Below are 15828 nucleotides of genomic sequence, written 5' to 3' on the forward strand. Positions count from 1 at the left end.
CGCTCAGACGAACCGGAACGTCTCCAGGTTCTTCGGGTTGAACGTCCGCATGTTGAAGTTCTGGTACAGCGCCGAGGAGAGCTGATTCGTGGAGCTCTCGTCGCCGTGGACGCAGAGCACTTTCTCGGGCCGCGGGTGCATCGTCTCGACGAACGTCTCGAGCCCCTGCCGGTCGGCGTGGCCGGAGAAGCCGTCGACCGTCTCGACGCCGAGTTTCAGGCTGACGCGCTCGGCGCGCGGGCCGCTCTTGTCGGACATCGAAATCTCGTCCTGCCCGCGCTGAATCTGGCGGCCGAGGGTCCCTTCGGCCTGATAGCCGACGAAGACCATCGTGTTGTCGGGGTCCCCGCCCAGCAGGCGGAGCCACGACATGACGGGACCGCCGGTGACCATCCCCGAGGTAGTGAGGATGATGGCCGGTTCGTCGTCGACGATGTCCTGACGCATCTCCTCGCCGCCGTCGACCTGCTGGAACTGCTCGGCGAGGAACGGGTTGTCGTCCTCGTAGAGGATGCGGTTCCGCAGGCTCTCGCGGAGGTACTCGGGGTAGGCCGTGTGGATGGCCGTCGCCTCCCGAATCATCCCGTCGAGATAGACGGGCATCGTCGGGATGTCGCCCTTGCTCATCGCCTCCTCCAGGACGAGCATCAACTCCTGCGAACGCCCGACTGCGAAGGCGGGGATGAGGATGTGACCCTGCTTCTCGTGGGCCTCGTTGATGACGCGCTTGAGTACGCGTTCGGAGTCCTCCTGGTCGGTCTGGTAGTCGTTCTTCCCGCCGTAAGTCGATTCGAGGATGAGCGACTCGACGCGCGGGAAGTCGTTGACCGCGCCGTCCAGCAGACGGGTGTCCTTGTAGTGGATGTCGCCGGAGAACGCGACGTTGTACCGGCCCTCGCCGATGTGGAAGTGACACACCGCCGACCCGAGAATGTGGCCGGCGTTGTGCATCGTGAGTTTGATGTCCGGCGCGATGTCGGTGACGTTGCCGAACTCCAGCGGGATGGTGTGTTTCAGTGCGTCCCGGACCTGCTGGCTCTCGTAGGGCGGCGCGCGGCCCTCCTTGGCGGCCACGTCGAGATAGTCGAGCTGGAGCAGTCCCATCAGGTCACGAGTCGGCGCCGTGGTGTAGATGGGACCGTCGTAGCCGTACTTGAACAGGATGGGAATGAGCGCAGAGTGGTCGAGGTGGGCGTGGGTCAGGACGACGGCGTCGATGGAGTTCGGCCCGGCCGCGAGTGCCTCGGGGACCTGGAGGTACGGCACCTCGCCCTCGGCGCCGGGCTTGTCGCCGCAGTCGATGAGGATGCGTGATTCCGGCGTCGAGAGGATGAACGAGGCGCGCCCGACTTCCCGGCAACACCCGAGCGTCGTCAGTCGGACCCAGTCGTCGTCGGCCGTCGTCGGCCGGTTTATCTGCCGGCCGACGCGTTCGAGGATGTCCCGACGCTCGTCGCGTTCCTGTTTCAGGAAGTTCCGGACGTTCGAGACGGTGGATGACTCCATCGGCGGCGTCCGGACCACCTCGGGCGTCCACCCGACGCTGGCGGCTATCTGGTCCAGCGTCTCGCCGTGCCGGCCGATGACGCGGCCGGGTTTCTCGGCCTCGATGAACACTTCGCCCGTCGCGTCGTCGAAGTCGAGGTTCTGGACGCCGGCGTCCTCGGGGATGGTCTCCTCTATCTTCGCCCGGGCTTCCGTCTGAGGGACCAGTGCGTCCGCCGTCGGACGGACGTTGATGCGTTTTCGGAGGGTCTGTGCGAGGTTCCGGACGATACCGTCCCGGTTGGCGATCTCCTTCGCGTCGGGCGTGTATATCACCAGCTCCGGGCCTTCGAACGTCACCGACGAAACGGTGATGTCGTCCGGCGTCTCTTCCTCGACCTGTGCTTTGATCTTCTCGAGCGTCTCGTCTGCGGTACTCATGTATGCGGGAAACTGCGATTGAAGACTTCGGCCGTCGAAGAACAACGGCTATCGAATGTCGTTATCTAGGGGATGTGCGACCACGGATAAGAACCTTTGCTTCCCGAGACGACGACCGAAACGACCGGAAGCCGACGTGTGACGCGATACCGTGCGCCGACGAGCGGAGCGACCGTCCCATTTTAGTGGGCGACACACCATCGTTCACACATGGGTTTTGGTAGCTACGACGAGTCCGAACAGAAAGACCAGGACGTAGACACAGACGACAGCGAAGGCGTCACCGTCCACGAGAACGACCACGACGGCGAGGTCTCCTTCGACACCGAGGCGTCGACGAGCGATCTCGTCGACAAGCTCGGCGACATCAAAGACGACGAGTAGCGACCAGCGATACCCGCGGCGGCCGCGACTGTTTCGGCGTTTTTCGAGAAGCGAACGAGGCTGTGAGAACCGGACAGCGATGGGTCGCCAGTCAGGCGTTCAGCGTCGCTTCGAGGTCGCCGTTCTCGTCTAACTGTTCGAGGATGTCGCTCCCGCCGACGAACTCGCCGTCGACGAACGTCTGCGGGATGGTCTCGCGGCCGCTGTACTCCGAGAGCGCCTCGCGGTAGGCCTCCGTGGCCGTCAGGACGTTCACCGTCGCCACGTCGTCGCGGTACTGCTGGATGAGGCCGATGGCCTTCCGTGAGTACCCACACTGGGGCATCATCTCGGTGCCCTTCATGAACAGCGCCACCTCGTTGTTCTCGATGGTCTCGTCGACTTTCTCCTGTACTTCCTCGCGCGAGAGTTCCTCGGGTTCGAAGCTCATGGGTCCCCGTAACACGTCGGGAGGGAAATGACTACCGCCGCCGTCGGGTCACTCGGGCGTCGAGGTGGTCAGTTCGATGGCGTGGATGTCCCGGGTGAGGTGCTCGCCGAGGGCGTCGTGGACGAGTTGGTGCTGGTCGACGAGGGACTTCCCCTCGAAGGCCGGCGACACCACGTCGACGGCGTAGTGTTTGTCGTCGTCGGGGTCCCGCGGCGTCGTGACCGTCGCCGCTGCGTCCGGAATCTCTGCCTCGATGAGTGCCGCGACTTCGTCGGCGTCCATATCAGCGGTCAGGTCCCCGGCGAGGAAAACAGTTGGCTTCCGCACACGGCGACGTGACGACGGGACTCCGTGCCGAGGCGTCCCGACCGTTTCGGACTCGCGGTGTCCGCCGAGTCCCGGTCGGGTGGGCCCCCGAGTGGTCGGCACCGGCCGACGGTACCGGTCAGTTCTCGACCGGGTCGACGACGATTTCGCCGCACCCGCGGACGACCACCAGCAGTCCTGCGTGCGTAAAGGAGAGTTCGATGTCGTCCTCGGCAGAGCGGAGGAGGCCGTCTATCGCTTCGAGGTCCACCGTCTCGTACAGCGGCCCGATTTCCGTCGGGTCACTGTTCATCGCGACGCCGATAGCCCGGCAGACCGCCTCGCTCGGTGGAATCTCGTCCCAGTCGAACCGGTGACGAACCGGTTGCGTACCGTCTACGTCCGCCGTAATCGCTTTGCCCCCGCCATCTGAACTTTCGATGCTCGTCATTTGCTGTTCTAACCCAGTCTTAGACTGTGGTCCTAATCAAAAGGGTCTAGCGTTTTCACGCGCTGAAAGAGCCGTCTGACGCCGGTGGCTGGAACGGTGATAACCCGGCAGAGCGGCGCTCAGACGGCGACGTAGCTACCCGAGAAGTCGCTGGTGGGTCGGCTTCATACATCGGTCCTGTACCACCCGGCGGCCCGCCGACTCGGCCCGTTCGACGGCGTCGTCGTCGTGGATGCCGAGCTGCAGCCAGACGACCTGTACGTCGTCGCGTTCGAGGACGCCGTCGACGATGTCGCCGACCTCCTCGCTCGGCCGGAACACGTCGACGATGTCTATCTCCCCGGGGACGTCGGCGAGCGAATCGTAGGCCTCCCGGCCGAATATCTCGTCGGCGAACGGGTTGACCGGGACGACGTCGTATCCTTGCTCTAGGAGGTACTTCGGAATCTTGTGGGCGTCCTTCCCGGGCGTGGCCGAACACCCGACGACGGCGACCCGATTCAGCCCCAGTATCTCGCGGAGTTCCTCGTCGTCAGTGACTGGCATACCCCACGGTACGCCGGCCGGCGATAAAAACTGGCGGTCGTCGCGCGGCGACCACTGGCGAGCGCACTCTCGTCGGCTGCGTCCCCGCGTCTCCGTCGATGACGACGGCCCGCAGACGTGCCGATTCGAGACCACAGGTCGGGAGAGTGGGGCGTCCGACAGGTCCGGTGGTCGACCGGCAGCGATGTTCGAGTGGGTGCTCGACGAGACTCGGGCGTCCGTCACGGCTACCTGCTGTCGCGTGCCGCTTACAAAACTGATTTAACTCCGGTCTGACAATGTCGTGTATCAGAAATACACCCGGTACGCACGGTGTCGAACGCTATGTCAGAGGACACACAATCGACAGACGAAGATGACGCCGACGAGTCGCGCAGAGCCCAATGGTCGTCTGTCGGCGACTTGACGACGTCACTCCTGGAGGCCGTCGCCGACGAGACGGGTGAGGACGTGACAGACCTCCCGCCACTGAACGACGCCATCGACCCGGACGCGCTGGAGTCGCTCCTCACGAGAGACCCGTCCGATTCGATTCAGCTCGCGTTCTCCTACACCGGTGTGCGAGTTCGAATCGACTCCGACGGCTATCTGTTCGTCCAACAGCGAACGGGGACCGAGCGGTGAGTCTGGCGGCGTCCCGACTGTCCTGCTCGACTCGTTCTCTGGCCGATACGGTGTCGTCCTGACTCGCCGTCACTCGTAGGTGTGGGTGTAGCCGCCGTCGAACAGCAGGTCCCCGCCGTTGAGGTGTCTCGCGTGGCTGGAGAAACCGAAGACGAACAGGTTCGCCACCTCCGCCGGGGCCATCATCTCCTTGGTCCGGGCCTGTCCGAGCATCACGTCCTCGACGACTTCCCGTTCGGAGATGCCTCGTTCTTCCGCTGTGTCCTCGATCTGGTTCACCATCAGCGGCGTCAGTACGTACCCGACGCTGACCGAGAACCCGCGGAGCGTCCCGTCGCCCTCCGCGGCGATGGCACGCGTCAGTCCGGTGATACCGTGTTTCGCGGTGATGTAGGCGGCCTTGTCCGTCGTCGCGTAGTGGCCGTGGACCGAGGACATGTTGGCGATGGCGCCGACGCCGTCGTCGGTGTCCCGGAGGTGCGGCATCGCGGCCTGTGCCATCTTGAACGGCGACCGGAGCATCACGTCCGTCAGGAGGTCGTACTTCTCCATCGGGAACTCGGGGATGCTCGCGATGTGTTGCATGCCGGCGATGTTGGCGACGAAGCGCACGTCGCCCTCCTCGGCGGCGGCGTCGACGACGGCCTCCACGTCCGCGTCCTCCGTGAGGTCCGTCTCGACGCCGTGGAACCGGCCGTCGACGCCACAGTCCTCGGCGATGTCGGCCGTCTCGTCGAGTCCGGTCTGGTCGATGTCGGCGCCGACGACCGTGAGGCCGTTCGCGGCCAGTGCGACCGCCGTCGCACGGCCGATGCCGGAGGCCGCACCGGTGACGACGGCGACGGTGTCGGCCTCGAAGTACGGGTCCTCCAGAACGAGGAAGTCGTCGTGGGTCAGGTCGGGCGCGCTGAGGTCGAACTCGGGGTCAGTCACGGCGTATCACTCGACTGGAACGTCGACCCCCTGCACATTAACTTCCCCTCACGGCCGGGAACGGGCCGTCGGGATACGCGATAACCGGGCGGTTACCGAGCGATTTTACGTAACGAGACCGTACGTAGTAGTGTAAGGTAACCCACTTCCACGACAATGGCTACGAACACCAGCGACACCGACGACGCGGCCGACAGGTACCCCACGACGGGGCCCCACACGGAGACGTACGACCGCTACCGACACGTCACGACCGGTGCGGAGACGATTCTCTACGACACCGAGACGGAAGACGCGTGGATACAGGCCACACTGTCGCTGGACCTCGACGACTGGCGGTGACCGCTGGCGCGTCGACGGCGACCCGCTACGCCTCGTCGGGACCCCCGGACGCGATGCTCTCAGCGACCGCTGTCGTCGTCGCTGTCCGGTTCCCGGAGGTTCTCCTGGCCCCACTGGGCCATCGCGGAGATGACCGGTTCGAGCGACGCGCCGCGGTCGGTCAGCGAGTAGTTGACCCGGAACGGCTGTTCGTTGACGACTTCGCGGTCGACGAGGCCCTTCTCCTGTAAGTCTTCGAGGCTGTCCGAGAGCACCTTCGAGGAGATGCCGTCGACGTTCTCTTTCAGTTCGTTGAACCCCGAGGGCCCGCTCTCGAGGAGCCGGTGGACGATGACCGGGTGCCACTTCTTCCCGATGAGCGTCGCCGTCGTCGTGATGGGACACCAGTCCTCGCCCGCACACCATACTTCGAGTTTCTCCGACGTCTTGCTCATACGGGGCCGTTCGCACTCCACCGACTAATAGTTACACCGCGTAATCGAGTAACTAGTAGTTACCAACTGCTCTCGTGATTCGCACACGAGTGTCGTGCCATGGAACCGAACGCGTTCCGGACGCCGGACGGTGACTCCGTCACCGCGCTCACGGCCGCCGAGATGCGCGCGGTCGACCCCGACCGGGTCGTGACGCTCGCACTCCCGAAGACGGGGCTCGTCGGCCTCGACGCCGACCTCGTCCTCGCCGACATCGGTCTCCCGAGCGGGGTGTACGCCCGACTCGACCTCCCCGAAGCGTCGCCGTTCGGCGACGAGTACGCGGTGGCCCTGTCGCCGTCTACGTAACCCCACCGTAACTGAACTATTAGGTGCCGCCCGACCGAGTCTCTGGTCATGAGCGACCCGTTCGTGGTCGTCGGTGGCGACGCCGCCGGCCTCAGTGCCGCCAGCAAGTTCGCGCGCGAGAACCCAGACGGCGACGTCGTCGTCTTCGAGAAGGGGCGCTGGGTCTCCTACGCCTACTGCGGGACGCCCTACTACGTCAAGGGGGAGGTCGAACACCTGACGGACCTCCTCTCGCTGTCGCCCGAGGACGCCGCCGACCGGGGTATCGACCTCCGGCGGGAACACGAGGTGGTCGGCGTCGACACCGACGCCGAGACGGTCACGGTCGAGCACGAGGGCGACCGGTTCGACCAACCGTACGGCGACCTCCTCGTGGCGACGGGTGCCCACGCCGTCACCGACCCGATTCCGGGGAGCGACCGCGAGATGGCCTTCACGATGCACGGGATGGACTCGGCGGCGGCGGTCCGGGCGGCGCTCTCTCCTGCCGGCGAGCAGTGGGTCGACACCGACGTCGAGTACGTCGACGCCGAACTGGTCCAGCAGTACACCGACCGCGACCCCCCCGAACGGGTGGCCGTGGTCGGCGGCGGCTACGTCGGGGTGGAGATGGCCGAGGCGTTCCGCGCGCACGGACTGGAGACGCACGTCTTCCAGCGGTCGGCGCACCTCCTCCCGCCGTTCGGCGACGCCGTCTGTGAGCGCGTGGCCGACCACCTCCGCGAACAGGGCGTCTCCCTCCACCTGAACACCGCCGTCTCCGAACTGGCCGGCAGTGACGGCGTCGAGGCCGTGGTCCACGACGACGGGCGCGTGCCCGTCGACCTCGCGCTGGTCGGTATCGGCATCGCCCCGAACACGCGACTCCTCTCGGACACGCCGGTCGAACTCGGCGAGTCGGGTGCCGTCGCCGTCGACGACTACGGACGCACCTCGGTCGACGGTGTCTACGCCGCCGGCGACTGCGCCGAGGCCCGCCACGCCGTCACTGGCGAGTCGACGTGGGTCCCGCTGGGGCTGACCGCCAACAGGGCCGGGCGCGCTATCGGACAGACGGTCGCCGGCGATCTGGAACCCGTCGGCGACGTGGCCGGTACCGCCGTCGTGAAAGCCTTCGAACTGGAGTGTGGCCGGGTGGGCCTCGTCCACGAGGACGCGGCCAGCGACGCGGGGTTCGATCCCGTCTCGGTGACTATCGACGCCGGCTCACGCTCCGGATACTACCCCGGCGGCGACGAGACGACGGTGACGCTGACCGCCGACCGCGACTCCGGGCGAGTCCTCGGCGGGTCCATCGTGGGCCGCGACAGAGCGGCCATCCGCATCGACACGCTGGCCACGGCGCTGGAGTCGGACCTCACGGTGGCCGAACTCGAACGGCTGGACCTCGCGTACGCGCCGCCGTTCAGCCCGGTCTGGGACCCAGTTCTGGTCGCGGCGAAGGTGCTTCGCGGGGAACTCGACTGACGCTCAGCGGTTCCCGCCGGCGAGGGCGCTGGCCGCTGGCAGGTTCCTGAGCCGCCACATCGCCAGCGTGCCGACGAGCGGTCCGACGACGAGTGGGAGGAAGGCCCACTGCCAGCCGACCCGTTCGGCGACCATCGGGAGCAACTGGATAGAGCCGATGGTGAGCAGGAACCCCACGGCGGTCTGGAGGGTCAGCGCGGTGCCGACGTAGCTCTCCTCGGCCAGTTCCGTCACACAGGCCGAGAACTGTGCGGAGTCGGCGACGATAGTGAACCCCCAGACGGCGAGGAAGGGGACGAGGACGGCCAGCGGCGCGTCGAAGACGACGCCGGCTAGGACGGAGAAACTCCCGCTGACGACCATGCTCGCACCCGTGACGCTGGTCCGGCCGAGGCCGTCGGCGAGTCTGCCGGCCACCAGCGCGCCGAGACTCCCGACGCCGATGGTGCCGAACGCGAGGAACGCGGCCAGCGTCGGCGTCGCGACGGCGCTGTCGCGAGCGGCGAAACTCGCCGCGAGGTAGACGGGAATCCACGTCCAGACGGCGTACAGTTCCCACATGTGGCCGAAGTAGCCCAGATTCGCCAGCATCGTCGGTCGGTCGGTGACGATGCGGCGGACGGCACCGGGGTCGAACGGCGCGGCCGGCGACTGGTAGGGTCCGGGCCGTGCCCCGAGGACGAGGAGTCCGCCGACGGCGGCCAGTCCGGCGGCGACGAGGAGGACGAACTGCGGACGGCCCACCCCGCCGACGGCCCGGACGAGGTGTGGGAGCGCCGACCCCAGCGTGAGCGCGCCGACCAGCGCGCCGATAGCGAGGCCGCGTTGTCCCCTGAACCATCCGGCGACGAGTTTCATGCCCGGCGGGTAGACGCCCGCCAGCGAGACGCCGGTGAGAAAGCGAAGCGCGATGGCCGGGCCGGCGCTGTCGACGACGAGGCCGAGCGCCGCGGTCAGCGCCGCGCCGAGGAACGCCGAGGCGGCGAACAGGTAGCGCGTCGGGACGGCGTCCGAGAGGGTCAGTGCCGCCGAGAGCACCGCGCCGACGACGAACCCTATCTGGACGGCGCTGGTGAGCCACGCGGACTCCGTCGCGGTGAGGTCCCACTGCGCGGTCAGTTCCGGCGCGACGGCGGAGGCGCTGAACCACAGCGACATCGCCAGTAGCTCTGCGACGCCGACCAGCGCGAGCATCCGCCAGCGTCCGTCCGTCGCGGAAGCCGTATCGACCGCCGTCCCGTCCGTGGTCTCCGCCGTCATCGGTCTCTCCTCTCTACGTACCGCTCCCTCTCGGTAGTATCGGCTTCGGCGCCCACCGTGGCCGGGGTGGGCGAGCAGTCGAGCGACGCGCGGCCCGGTCCTGACTGGCCGTCGACCATGATAGTTACTACTGGTAACTGTGCTCCGTCTCGTAATCAACGTCGGCCAACTGGGCCGTAACCCCGTAACGACACCGAAACCACGGCCGGACTACCACGCGGCGTCGAGGACCCGCTCGACGTCCTCGAGCGTCGGGTCGAACCCCGCCGGCGCGTTCGCCATGAACGCGTCCGAGAGGACGTCCTCTGCGACTCGGGGGAACTCCTCGCGTGTCGGGCCGTCCACGTCACGGAGGCGCGTCGGCAGGTCCAGCGCGGCGGCTACCTCCGCCACGCTCTCCACGACGGCCGCTGCGGGGTCCTCGGCATCGTCCACGCCGAATGCCTCCGCGAGCAGGTCACGCCGGCCGTCGACGGCGTCGAACAGGTAGTCGAGCGCGTGGGGCGCGACGACGGCGTGGGCGGCACCCTGCTGGACCTCGTACGTGCGCGTGAGGCCGTGCCCGAAGGCGTGAATCAGCGAGAGGGTCGTGACGCCCGGGCGGGAGATGCCGTACTGGACGAGCGCGATGCCCTCCGTGAGTCGCTGGTACACCGCGTCGTCGTCGTTCCCCTCGCCGAACGCCAGCAGGCCGTCCTGTAACAGGTCGAGGCCACGCATCGCCGTCGCGTCGGTCACCGGCGTCGCCGTACTCGCGTACAGCGTCTCGACGCCCTTGTCGAAGCCGTTCATCGCCGAGGCGGCCAGCACGCTGCGCGGCGTAGTCGCCACCACCTCGGGGTCGTAACACACCGCAGCGGGCATCAGGTTCGGGTCGGAGATACCGCCGCTCGCCGGTTCCGCGACGGGACAGGTGTCCGGGTCGGCCGTGACGCCGGCGACCTGCGAGAGGTCCGCGCCGGCGAGCGTCGTCGGCACGGCGACGACGGGCGGGAGCCCGTCGTCCGGGACCCGTATCGTCCCCGTCTCGACGAACTCGCTTCCCACGGTCTCCGGTCCACGGTCCGCTGCTGCGACGGTCGCGAGCACCTTCGCCACGTCGAGACTGCTCCCGCCGCCGACGGCGACTATCGCGTCGGCCTCGACGGCACGGAACCGCTCCAGCGCGTCGTAGGCCGTCCCGAGTCGCTTCGCTGGCGTCGTCTCCGCGAAGACGCCGGCCAGTCGGTCACCGAGACCCGCTCTGATAGGGTCCATCACGGCCGCCGTCTCGCCGACCGTCGACCCGGTGACGACGAGCGCTCGCTCACAGTTCAGTGCGGCCAGTTCCTCGGCCAGACTGTCGACGCAGTTCGGCCCGTAGCGCAGTGTCGCGGGGTCGTACTCGAAGCGGAACGGCGCGGCCGTGTCGTCGGCACGGTGGTCGGACATTAGTGGCTCACTCCGTGGGGACGGTCGGCCCGTCGAACGCCGGGAGTTGCCGTTCGATGGCCTCGCGTTCGTCCTCCAGCCACTCGGGGAGGACCAGCGACTCGCCGAGTTCGTCGCGGTCCTCGTCGGCGGTGAAGCCCGGTCCCATCGTCGATATCTCGAAGAGGACACCGTTGGGCTCGCGGCAGTACAGCGCCGTGAAGTACTTGCGGTCGATGATATCGCTCGGGCCGAGCCCTTTCTCCTCGTAGGCCTCGCGGTAGGCCTCGAGTTCGGCGACGTCTTCGGCGCGGAACGCGACGTGGTGGACCGTCCCCACACCCATCCGACCACGTCCGTCGTCCGTCTCGACGACGTCGACGACCGAGCCGAACCCACCGGTCGCGCTGCGGTAGCGGTCTCGTCCGCCCTCCGTCGCCTCGTGTTCGTAGCCGAGGACGTCGCCGAGTATCTCGGCGGTCGGTTCGACCGCGTCGACGGCGAGCGTCACCGAGTAGAACCCCCGCAACTGGTGTTCTTCGGGGACGGGGCTCTCGTCCCATGGCACTGCCTCCGTCTCGGCGTCGGTCGCGACGAGTTCGATGCCGATGCCGTCCGGGTCGTCGAACCGGAGCACCGTCTCGCCGAACCGCTCGGTCCGCTCGACGTCGACGCCGTGGGACTCCAGTCGCTCGGTCCAGTAGGCCACCGACTCCGTCGGGATGGCATACGCCGTGGCCTGCGTCTGGCCCGCACCGAACTCGCCCTGTCGGCCGCGGTCGGTCCACGGGAAGAAGGTGACGTTCGTCCCCGGCGTCCCCTCGCCGTCGCCGAAGTAGAAGTGGTAGGTGCCGCTGTCGTCGTGGTTGACCGTCTTCTTGACGAACCTGAGTCCGAGTGTCCCGACGTAGAAGTTCGCGTTCCGCTGCGGGTCGCCGGCTATGGCCGTGACGTGGTGAATCCCGGACGTTTCGGGTGACATGCACCGTACTACGCGGCCGGTGCTTGTGGCCCTTTCCTCTCACGCGTGTCACCGGGGGACACGAGGGTTACCACGTCACCGCGGGCAAGTGAACGGTTAACACCGCCGACTCACTACACCCACTATGCCGTGTCCCTATCTGGAGTATCGCGATACCAGCGCCGACCAGTCGTTCGACGAAGCCCGTGCCTTCTGTACCGTCGTCGAGGAGTTCGTCCAGCCCATGCGGGCCGACATCTGTAACGACCGGTACGCACTCGACCACGAGTCCCACTGCGAGATATATCGCGCCCACGCGGAGGGCGAGGAGTGAGCTACGAGGCCTTCCTCGACGGCGACCCGGTCATCGTCACCGCGGCGCTGACCGGCGGCGTCCACGGGAAAGAGGCGAACCCCAACGTTCCAGAGACGCCAGAGGAGATAGGGCGAGCGGCCGGCGAGGTCGAGGCCGCCGGTGCGTCCGTGGTCCACCTCCACGCTCGGCGACCGAACGGCGAACGGAGTTTCGACACGGAGCGCTTCCAGGAGATAGACGACGCCGTCCGCCGGCACACGGACGACGTCGTCATCCAGCACTCGACGGGTGGGACCGGTGCGCCCGACGCCGACCGACACCGCCCACTGCGGACCGACCCGCCGCCCGAGATGGCCTCGCTCGACATGGGACCGCTGAACCGCTACGACCACCTCACCAGCGAGAACACCCGCGGACTCGTCGACTCCCTCCACGCTGAGATGGTCGACCGGGGCATCAAGCCGGAACTGGAGGTGTTCAACGACGGGCACCGGAACGAAGTCCACGGATTGCTGGCGCGCCGTGACCTCGCGGACCCAGTGTACGCCACGCTCATCTTCGGTCCCGGCACGCTCACGCGACCACGCCCGGAGCACTTCCTCACCGCTATCGCGGACCTCCCCGACGGCGCGACGTTCAACACCCTCGGGTTCGGGCGCCACCAGTTACCCTTCGCGACCATGGGTATCCTCTTCGGCGGCCACGTTCGGGTCGGACTGGAGGACAACGTCTACTACGAACGCGGCGAACTGGCCGAGAGCAACGCCCAGCTCGTCGAACGAGTCGTCCGGGTCGCCGAGGAACTCGGTCGCCCAGTGGCGACCACCGACGAGGCCCGCGAGATACTCGGCCTGTGACGCTCGCGCCCCGTACACAGGTGTTACAACGCTGCACGGGCAACTGGTGATATGGGCACGCTCCGCTGTCGGCGCTGTGGGGAACCGCTGACGACTGGTCTCATCGCGACACAGCGGCGTCACTGCTGTCTCAACGACACGCCTATCGCCGGGGCCTGTCCCAACCACGGGCCGGTCGGCCCTCACGACGCCGTCGAAGAGTAGCGCTGTCGCTCGTCGGCGACGGACGCTGAAAGAAGTGGTCTCGGTCTACGCGACGATGCCAGCGGCGGCGATGAACGACCATCGCGTCCCGCTACTGGCTTCGCGCTGTTTCGCTGCTGCACGGGTCTCGTCTCGTGGGTGTTTCCAGTTCATCGTACCTCTCTCTACACACCCGGCGCGTAAAAGTATTCGCTTTTTGATATAATGTCGTGGTCGTTCATGGACAACACCTCACTCCTGAAACGGCTGTTAACGGTCCGAAGTACACTATCGAAGCTCGGAGTGGGGTCGATGTGAAAAAGGCTTCGGCCAAATTATAATATTCTATACTAGTACTCGCCCCACCTCACAGCGCCAGCCACCACCACGCGGCCGCGCTCACACACGCGTAGACGACCATCGCTCCGACTGCCGGGAACGGGGAGCGCTGTCGAGTCACGACGACGCCGCCCCAGAGGAGGAGCGGGAGCGCGAGCGCTTGCCCTGCCACCACTGACGGAGGCAGCACGGTCCCGGCGAGTGCGGCCGTCGACAGGACGGCCCCCGCCGCTAGCGTCCAGTACCCGCGTCTGAGTCCGCGCGCGGACCACCTGACCGCGAGCGTCCGCTTCCCCGTCCGCGCGTCGGCCTCCCGGTCCGGCCAGTGTGTCGCGACGAGGTTACACCCGACGAGCATCGTGAACGGGAGTACCGCGGCGGCGACCGCCCACGTGACCCTCCCGACGACGGCGACGCCGAACAGCGGGAGACAGAACCCACCCAGCACCGCGTTCGTCACTTCGCCGACCCCTCTCCTGACGAGTGCCGCCGGCGGGAGCGAGTACGCCAGTCCGAACCCGAGGATCACTGCGAGCAACGCGAGCGCTCTCGTCGAGAGCAGGCCGGTCCACCACATCGCAGCACACGACACGACGGCGGCGACGACGACAGTGCTACTCGCACGCGCGAGGACGCCACGGTCCACGCCAGTTCGCTGGAGCGCCCCGCTCCCACCAGAGAACGGCGTGCGCTCGGTCAGTCTGTCGGTCTCGACGTCTGCGTACTCGTTCGCGTAGTGGACGCCGGTCGCGACGAGGACGAGCACTCCGGCGCCCGCGAGCACCGGTGTCCATGGAACGACCGGTGTCGCCGCTCGTGCGCGCTCCATCCCGACGCCGAGCGCGTAGACGAGCAACACGAGTGCCAGTTGGCTCGGCCGCGCACTCTTCCACAGGACCCACGCGCGCGGATACTTGTCTGGGACTGCCATGTCGTCGGTCACGGGACGTACGTCCACTCGTGTCTTCAATCACGGCACTATCTCCCGGTAGACGGCCCTTTCAACCCCTGCTTCGGCCATATCTTGGTAACAATTGGCAAGATAATACTATAACCCCTCGTCCATTACCCCGTACTATCCATGAAGAAGCAAGAGCTCATTCACCTGCATAGTCTTCTCGCTCAGGTACAGCACCACTACGAGACAGAGGCCGAGACGACCGTCCAGCACGACGAGTACGCCGAACTCGGGGTCAAGCCGACGTCGATTCACAAGTCGAAGACCGACCACAAAGACGCCGTCTTCGCTCTCGCCGACGGTCTCACCTCCGATATGGTGGCCGAGAGCGACGAACCGCTGACCCTCACCGCCGACTGAACCGATTCTCGCGGCCGTTCTGCAGTGACACTCTCCTCGACCACCTTGGCGTCCGTCTCTCCACCACGGGCGTAGTTCACGTGGTTGCTCCGTGTGGTACGCGGTATCGCAACTCTCAGTTCCTTTATACGCCGAGGGGACGTACTTAGTGTGTGAGTGAAGATACAGGGCGACGGAACCTCCGGATGCCCAACGACGACGAACTGTTCGCGGTCGTAACAGAACACAACGGTGGCAACCACGTCCGAATCCAGTGCGAGGACGGCGAGAACCGCATGGGTCGCATCCCCGGCCGCATGAAGTACCGGACGTGGATCAACGAGGGCGACATCGTCCTCGCCGAACCGTGGGACTGGCAAGACGAGAAGGCGAACATCGAGTGGCGCTACAAGGGTCAGGACGCCGACCAGCTCCGGGCCGAGGGCCACATCGACTCCCTGACCGCCTGATTGACGTATTCTGCGGCCGTACGCTGACTCCCACAGAGAGTGTTCTTTCTGTCTACCACGTCCGGTAGCGACCGGTGCGTGCCGCGGGGTCGTCGTCGGGCTCGCCGACAGTACTCTCTCGCCCGGTTCGACCCGTGCTGTCGCGCCCGCGAGCGTAGTCTCCGGAGAGATATGACGTCTATGTAGCGCTGACGCTTACGGGACGACGCATCGCCCGCTTCTCCGACATCTCAAACAGGCGACTGCTTCTCGGTGTTTGCCGGTACTGTCTGGCGGTCGTGCACGTGAAGGTCTCACGTCACGTATGCGCTATGTGGGGTCGCCACAGGGCGTCCGCGAGACGAGTCATTTATGTATACCCCTCCCATCGGATATGATGCGAAGGTCGCCCCGGGTCGCCCCGGGCCGACACGGTCTGTCGCCACCTGGCGACGGGCCACCCAACATGAGGATTCCACCCCTGCGGTCCGCCGTCAAGATGGAATCTGATGTGAGCCCACGGACCCATACAGTAGTCACCATCGACGTAGGAGTCGATGGGTTA

At 66.6% G+C, this 15828-nt stretch carries 21 protein-coding genes; 10 read left to right on the forward strand and 11 right to left on the reverse strand.

The window, feature by feature from the left end; translation table 11 throughout:
• Positions 1-3: 3 nt before the first annotated feature.
• A complete protein-coding gene (locus EGH21_RS16775) occupies positions 4-1926 on the reverse strand; it encodes a beta-CASP ribonuclease aCPSF1 (protein ID WP_220619632.1) in 1923 nt (640 codons plus the stop codon).
• A 210-nt stretch (positions 1927-2136) separates the two neighbouring features.
• On the opposite strand from EGH21_RS16775, the gene EGH21_RS16780 reads away from it, so the two are divergent.
• The gene (locus EGH21_RS16780) at positions 2137-2310 is read left to right on the forward strand and encodes a DUF5786 family protein (protein WP_220619633.1); all 174 of its coding nucleotides are present in this window, start codon (positions 2137-2139) and stop codon (positions 2308-2310) included.
• 91 nt (positions 2311-2401) lie between these two features.
• On the opposite strand, the gene EGH21_RS16785 is transcribed toward EGH21_RS16780, so the two are convergent.
• The 4 genes from EGH21_RS16785 to EGH21_RS16800 all read right to left on the reverse strand — a co-directional run bounded on the left by EGH21_RS16785 (position 2402) and on the right by EGH21_RS16800 (position 4043).
• Positions 2402-2740 (reverse strand): glutaredoxin family protein, encoded by a 339-nt coding sequence (locus EGH21_RS16785; RefSeq protein WP_220619634.1) that lies wholly within the window; start codon positions 2738-2740, stop codon positions 2402-2404.
• Positions 2741-2788: 48 nt separating this feature from the next.
• Entirely contained in the window at positions 2789-3022 is a 234-nt protein-coding gene (locus EGH21_RS16790) for a BolA/IbaG family iron-sulfur metabolism protein (protein WP_220619635.1), read from the reverse strand.
• A gap of 163 nt (positions 3023-3185) precedes the next feature.
• The gene (locus EGH21_RS16795; protein WP_220619636.1) at positions 3186-3497 is read right to left on the reverse strand and encodes a HalOD1 output domain-containing protein; all 312 of its coding nucleotides are present in this window, start codon (positions 3495-3497) and stop codon (positions 3186-3188) included.
• A gap of 135 nt (positions 3498-3632) precedes the next feature.
• Positions 3633-4043, reverse strand: a complete 411-nt coding sequence (locus EGH21_RS16800) for a CoA-binding protein (protein WP_220619637.1) — start codon at positions 4041-4043, stop codon at positions 3633-3635.
• A gap of 324 nt (positions 4044-4367) precedes the next feature.
• Here EGH21_RS16800 and EGH21_RS16805 point away from each other — a divergent pair, with 324 nt between their 5' ends.
• The gene (locus EGH21_RS16805; protein WP_220619638.1) at positions 4368-4667 is read left to right on the forward strand and encodes a HalOD1 output domain-containing protein; all 300 of its coding nucleotides are present in this window, start codon (positions 4368-4370) and stop codon (positions 4665-4667) included.
• A gap of 69 nt (positions 4668-4736) precedes the next feature.
• On the opposite strand, the gene EGH21_RS16810 is transcribed toward EGH21_RS16805, so the two are convergent.
• Positions 4737-5600: an SDR family oxidoreductase gene (locus EGH21_RS16810; protein ID WP_220619639.1), complete on the reverse strand. Its 864-nt coding sequence runs from the start codon at positions 5598-5600 to the stop codon at positions 4737-4739.
• Positions 5601-5756: 156 nt separating this feature from the next.
• On the opposite strand from EGH21_RS16810, the gene EGH21_RS16815 reads away from it, so the two are divergent.
• Positions 5757-5942, forward strand: coding sequence for a DUF7331 family protein (locus EGH21_RS16815; protein ID WP_220619640.1), 186 nt, complete (start codon positions 5757-5759; stop codon positions 5940-5942).
• A 59-nt stretch (positions 5943-6001) separates the two neighbouring features.
• Here the strand turns inward: EGH21_RS16815 and EGH21_RS16820 are convergent, their stop codons facing one another.
• On the reverse strand, positions 6002-6376 hold the full coding sequence (locus EGH21_RS16820) for a winged helix-turn-helix transcriptional regulator (protein ID WP_220619641.1): 375 nt from the start codon (positions 6374-6376) through the stop codon (positions 6002-6004).
• A 99-nt stretch (positions 6377-6475) separates the two neighbouring features.
• Here EGH21_RS16820 and EGH21_RS16825 point away from each other — a divergent pair, with 99 nt between their 5' ends.
• Positions 6476-6724, forward strand: a complete 249-nt coding sequence (locus EGH21_RS16825; RefSeq protein WP_220619642.1) for a hypothetical protein — start codon at positions 6476-6478, stop codon at positions 6722-6724.
• Positions 6725-6772: 48 nt separating this feature from the next.
• Positions 6773-8191, forward strand: coding sequence for an FAD-dependent oxidoreductase (locus EGH21_RS16830; protein ID WP_220619643.1), 1419 nt, complete (start codon positions 6773-6775; stop codon positions 8189-8191).
• A 3-nt stretch (positions 8192-8194) separates the two neighbouring features.
• On the opposite strand, the gene EGH21_RS16835 is transcribed toward EGH21_RS16830, so the two are convergent.
• The 3 genes from EGH21_RS16835 to EGH21_RS16845 form a co-directional block, all read right to left on the reverse strand.
• Positions 8195-9451: an MFS transporter gene (locus tag EGH21_RS16835; RefSeq protein WP_220619644.1), complete on the reverse strand. Its 1257-nt coding sequence runs from the start codon at positions 9449-9451 to the stop codon at positions 8195-8197.
• Between the two features lie 210 nt (positions 9452-9661).
• A complete protein-coding gene (locus EGH21_RS16840; RefSeq protein ID WP_220619645.1) occupies positions 9662-10882 on the reverse strand; it encodes an iron-containing alcohol dehydrogenase family protein in 1221 nt (406 codons plus the stop codon).
• A 7-nt stretch (positions 10883-10889) separates the two neighbouring features.
• Positions 10890-11843 (reverse strand): ring-cleaving dioxygenase, encoded by a 954-nt coding sequence (locus tag EGH21_RS16845; protein ID WP_220619646.1) that lies wholly within the window; start codon positions 11841-11843, stop codon positions 10890-10892.
• A gap of 124 nt (positions 11844-11967) precedes the next feature.
• Between EGH21_RS16845 and EGH21_RS16850 the strand changes: the two genes are divergently transcribed.
• From EGH21_RS16850 to EGH21_RS16860, 3 genes are read left to right on the forward strand one after another with little or no spacing between them, the layout of a single operon-like run.
• Positions 11968-12156: a hypothetical protein gene (locus tag EGH21_RS16850; RefSeq protein ID WP_220619647.1), complete on the forward strand. Its 189-nt coding sequence runs from the start codon at positions 11968-11970 to the stop codon at positions 12154-12156.
• The gene (locus EGH21_RS16855) at positions 12153-12995 is read left to right on the forward strand and encodes a beta-keto acid cleavage family enzyme (RefSeq protein ID WP_220619648.1); all 843 of its coding nucleotides are present in this window, start codon (positions 12153-12155) and stop codon (positions 12993-12995) included. The genes EGH21_RS16850 and EGH21_RS16855 overlap by 4 nt, the downstream gene beginning before the upstream one ends.
• Positions 12996-13046: 51 nt before the next feature.
• Positions 13047-13199 (forward strand): hypothetical protein, encoded by a 153-nt coding sequence (locus EGH21_RS16860; protein WP_220619649.1) that lies wholly within the window; start codon positions 13047-13049, stop codon positions 13197-13199.
• A 346-nt stretch (positions 13200-13545) separates the two neighbouring features.
• Here the strand turns inward: EGH21_RS16860 and EGH21_RS16865 are convergent, their stop codons facing one another.
• Complete coding sequence (locus EGH21_RS16865; protein ID WP_328765694.1) at positions 13546-14460, reverse strand: prenyltransferase; 915 nt, start codon at positions 14458-14460, stop codon at positions 13546-13548.
• Between the two features lie 138 nt (positions 14461-14598).
• Here EGH21_RS16865 and EGH21_RS16870 point away from each other — a divergent pair, with 138 nt between their 5' ends.
• Together EGH21_RS16870 and EGH21_RS16875 are read left to right on the forward strand one after the other, a co-directional pair.
• Entirely contained in the window at positions 14599-14835 is a 237-nt protein-coding gene (locus tag EGH21_RS16870) for a UPF0058 family protein (protein WP_220619650.1), read from the forward strand.
• Positions 14836-14987: 152 nt separating this feature from the next.
• A complete protein-coding gene (locus tag EGH21_RS16875; RefSeq protein ID WP_220619651.1) occupies positions 14988-15284 on the forward strand; it encodes a translation initiation factor eIF-1A in 297 nt (98 codons plus the stop codon).
• Positions 15285-15828 lie beyond the last annotated feature (544 nt).

The organism is Haloarcula rubra, assembly GCF_019599465.1.
GTDB classification, from domain to species: Archaea; Halobacteriota; Halobacteria; order Halobacteriales; family Haloarculaceae; genus Haloarcula; species Haloarcula rubra.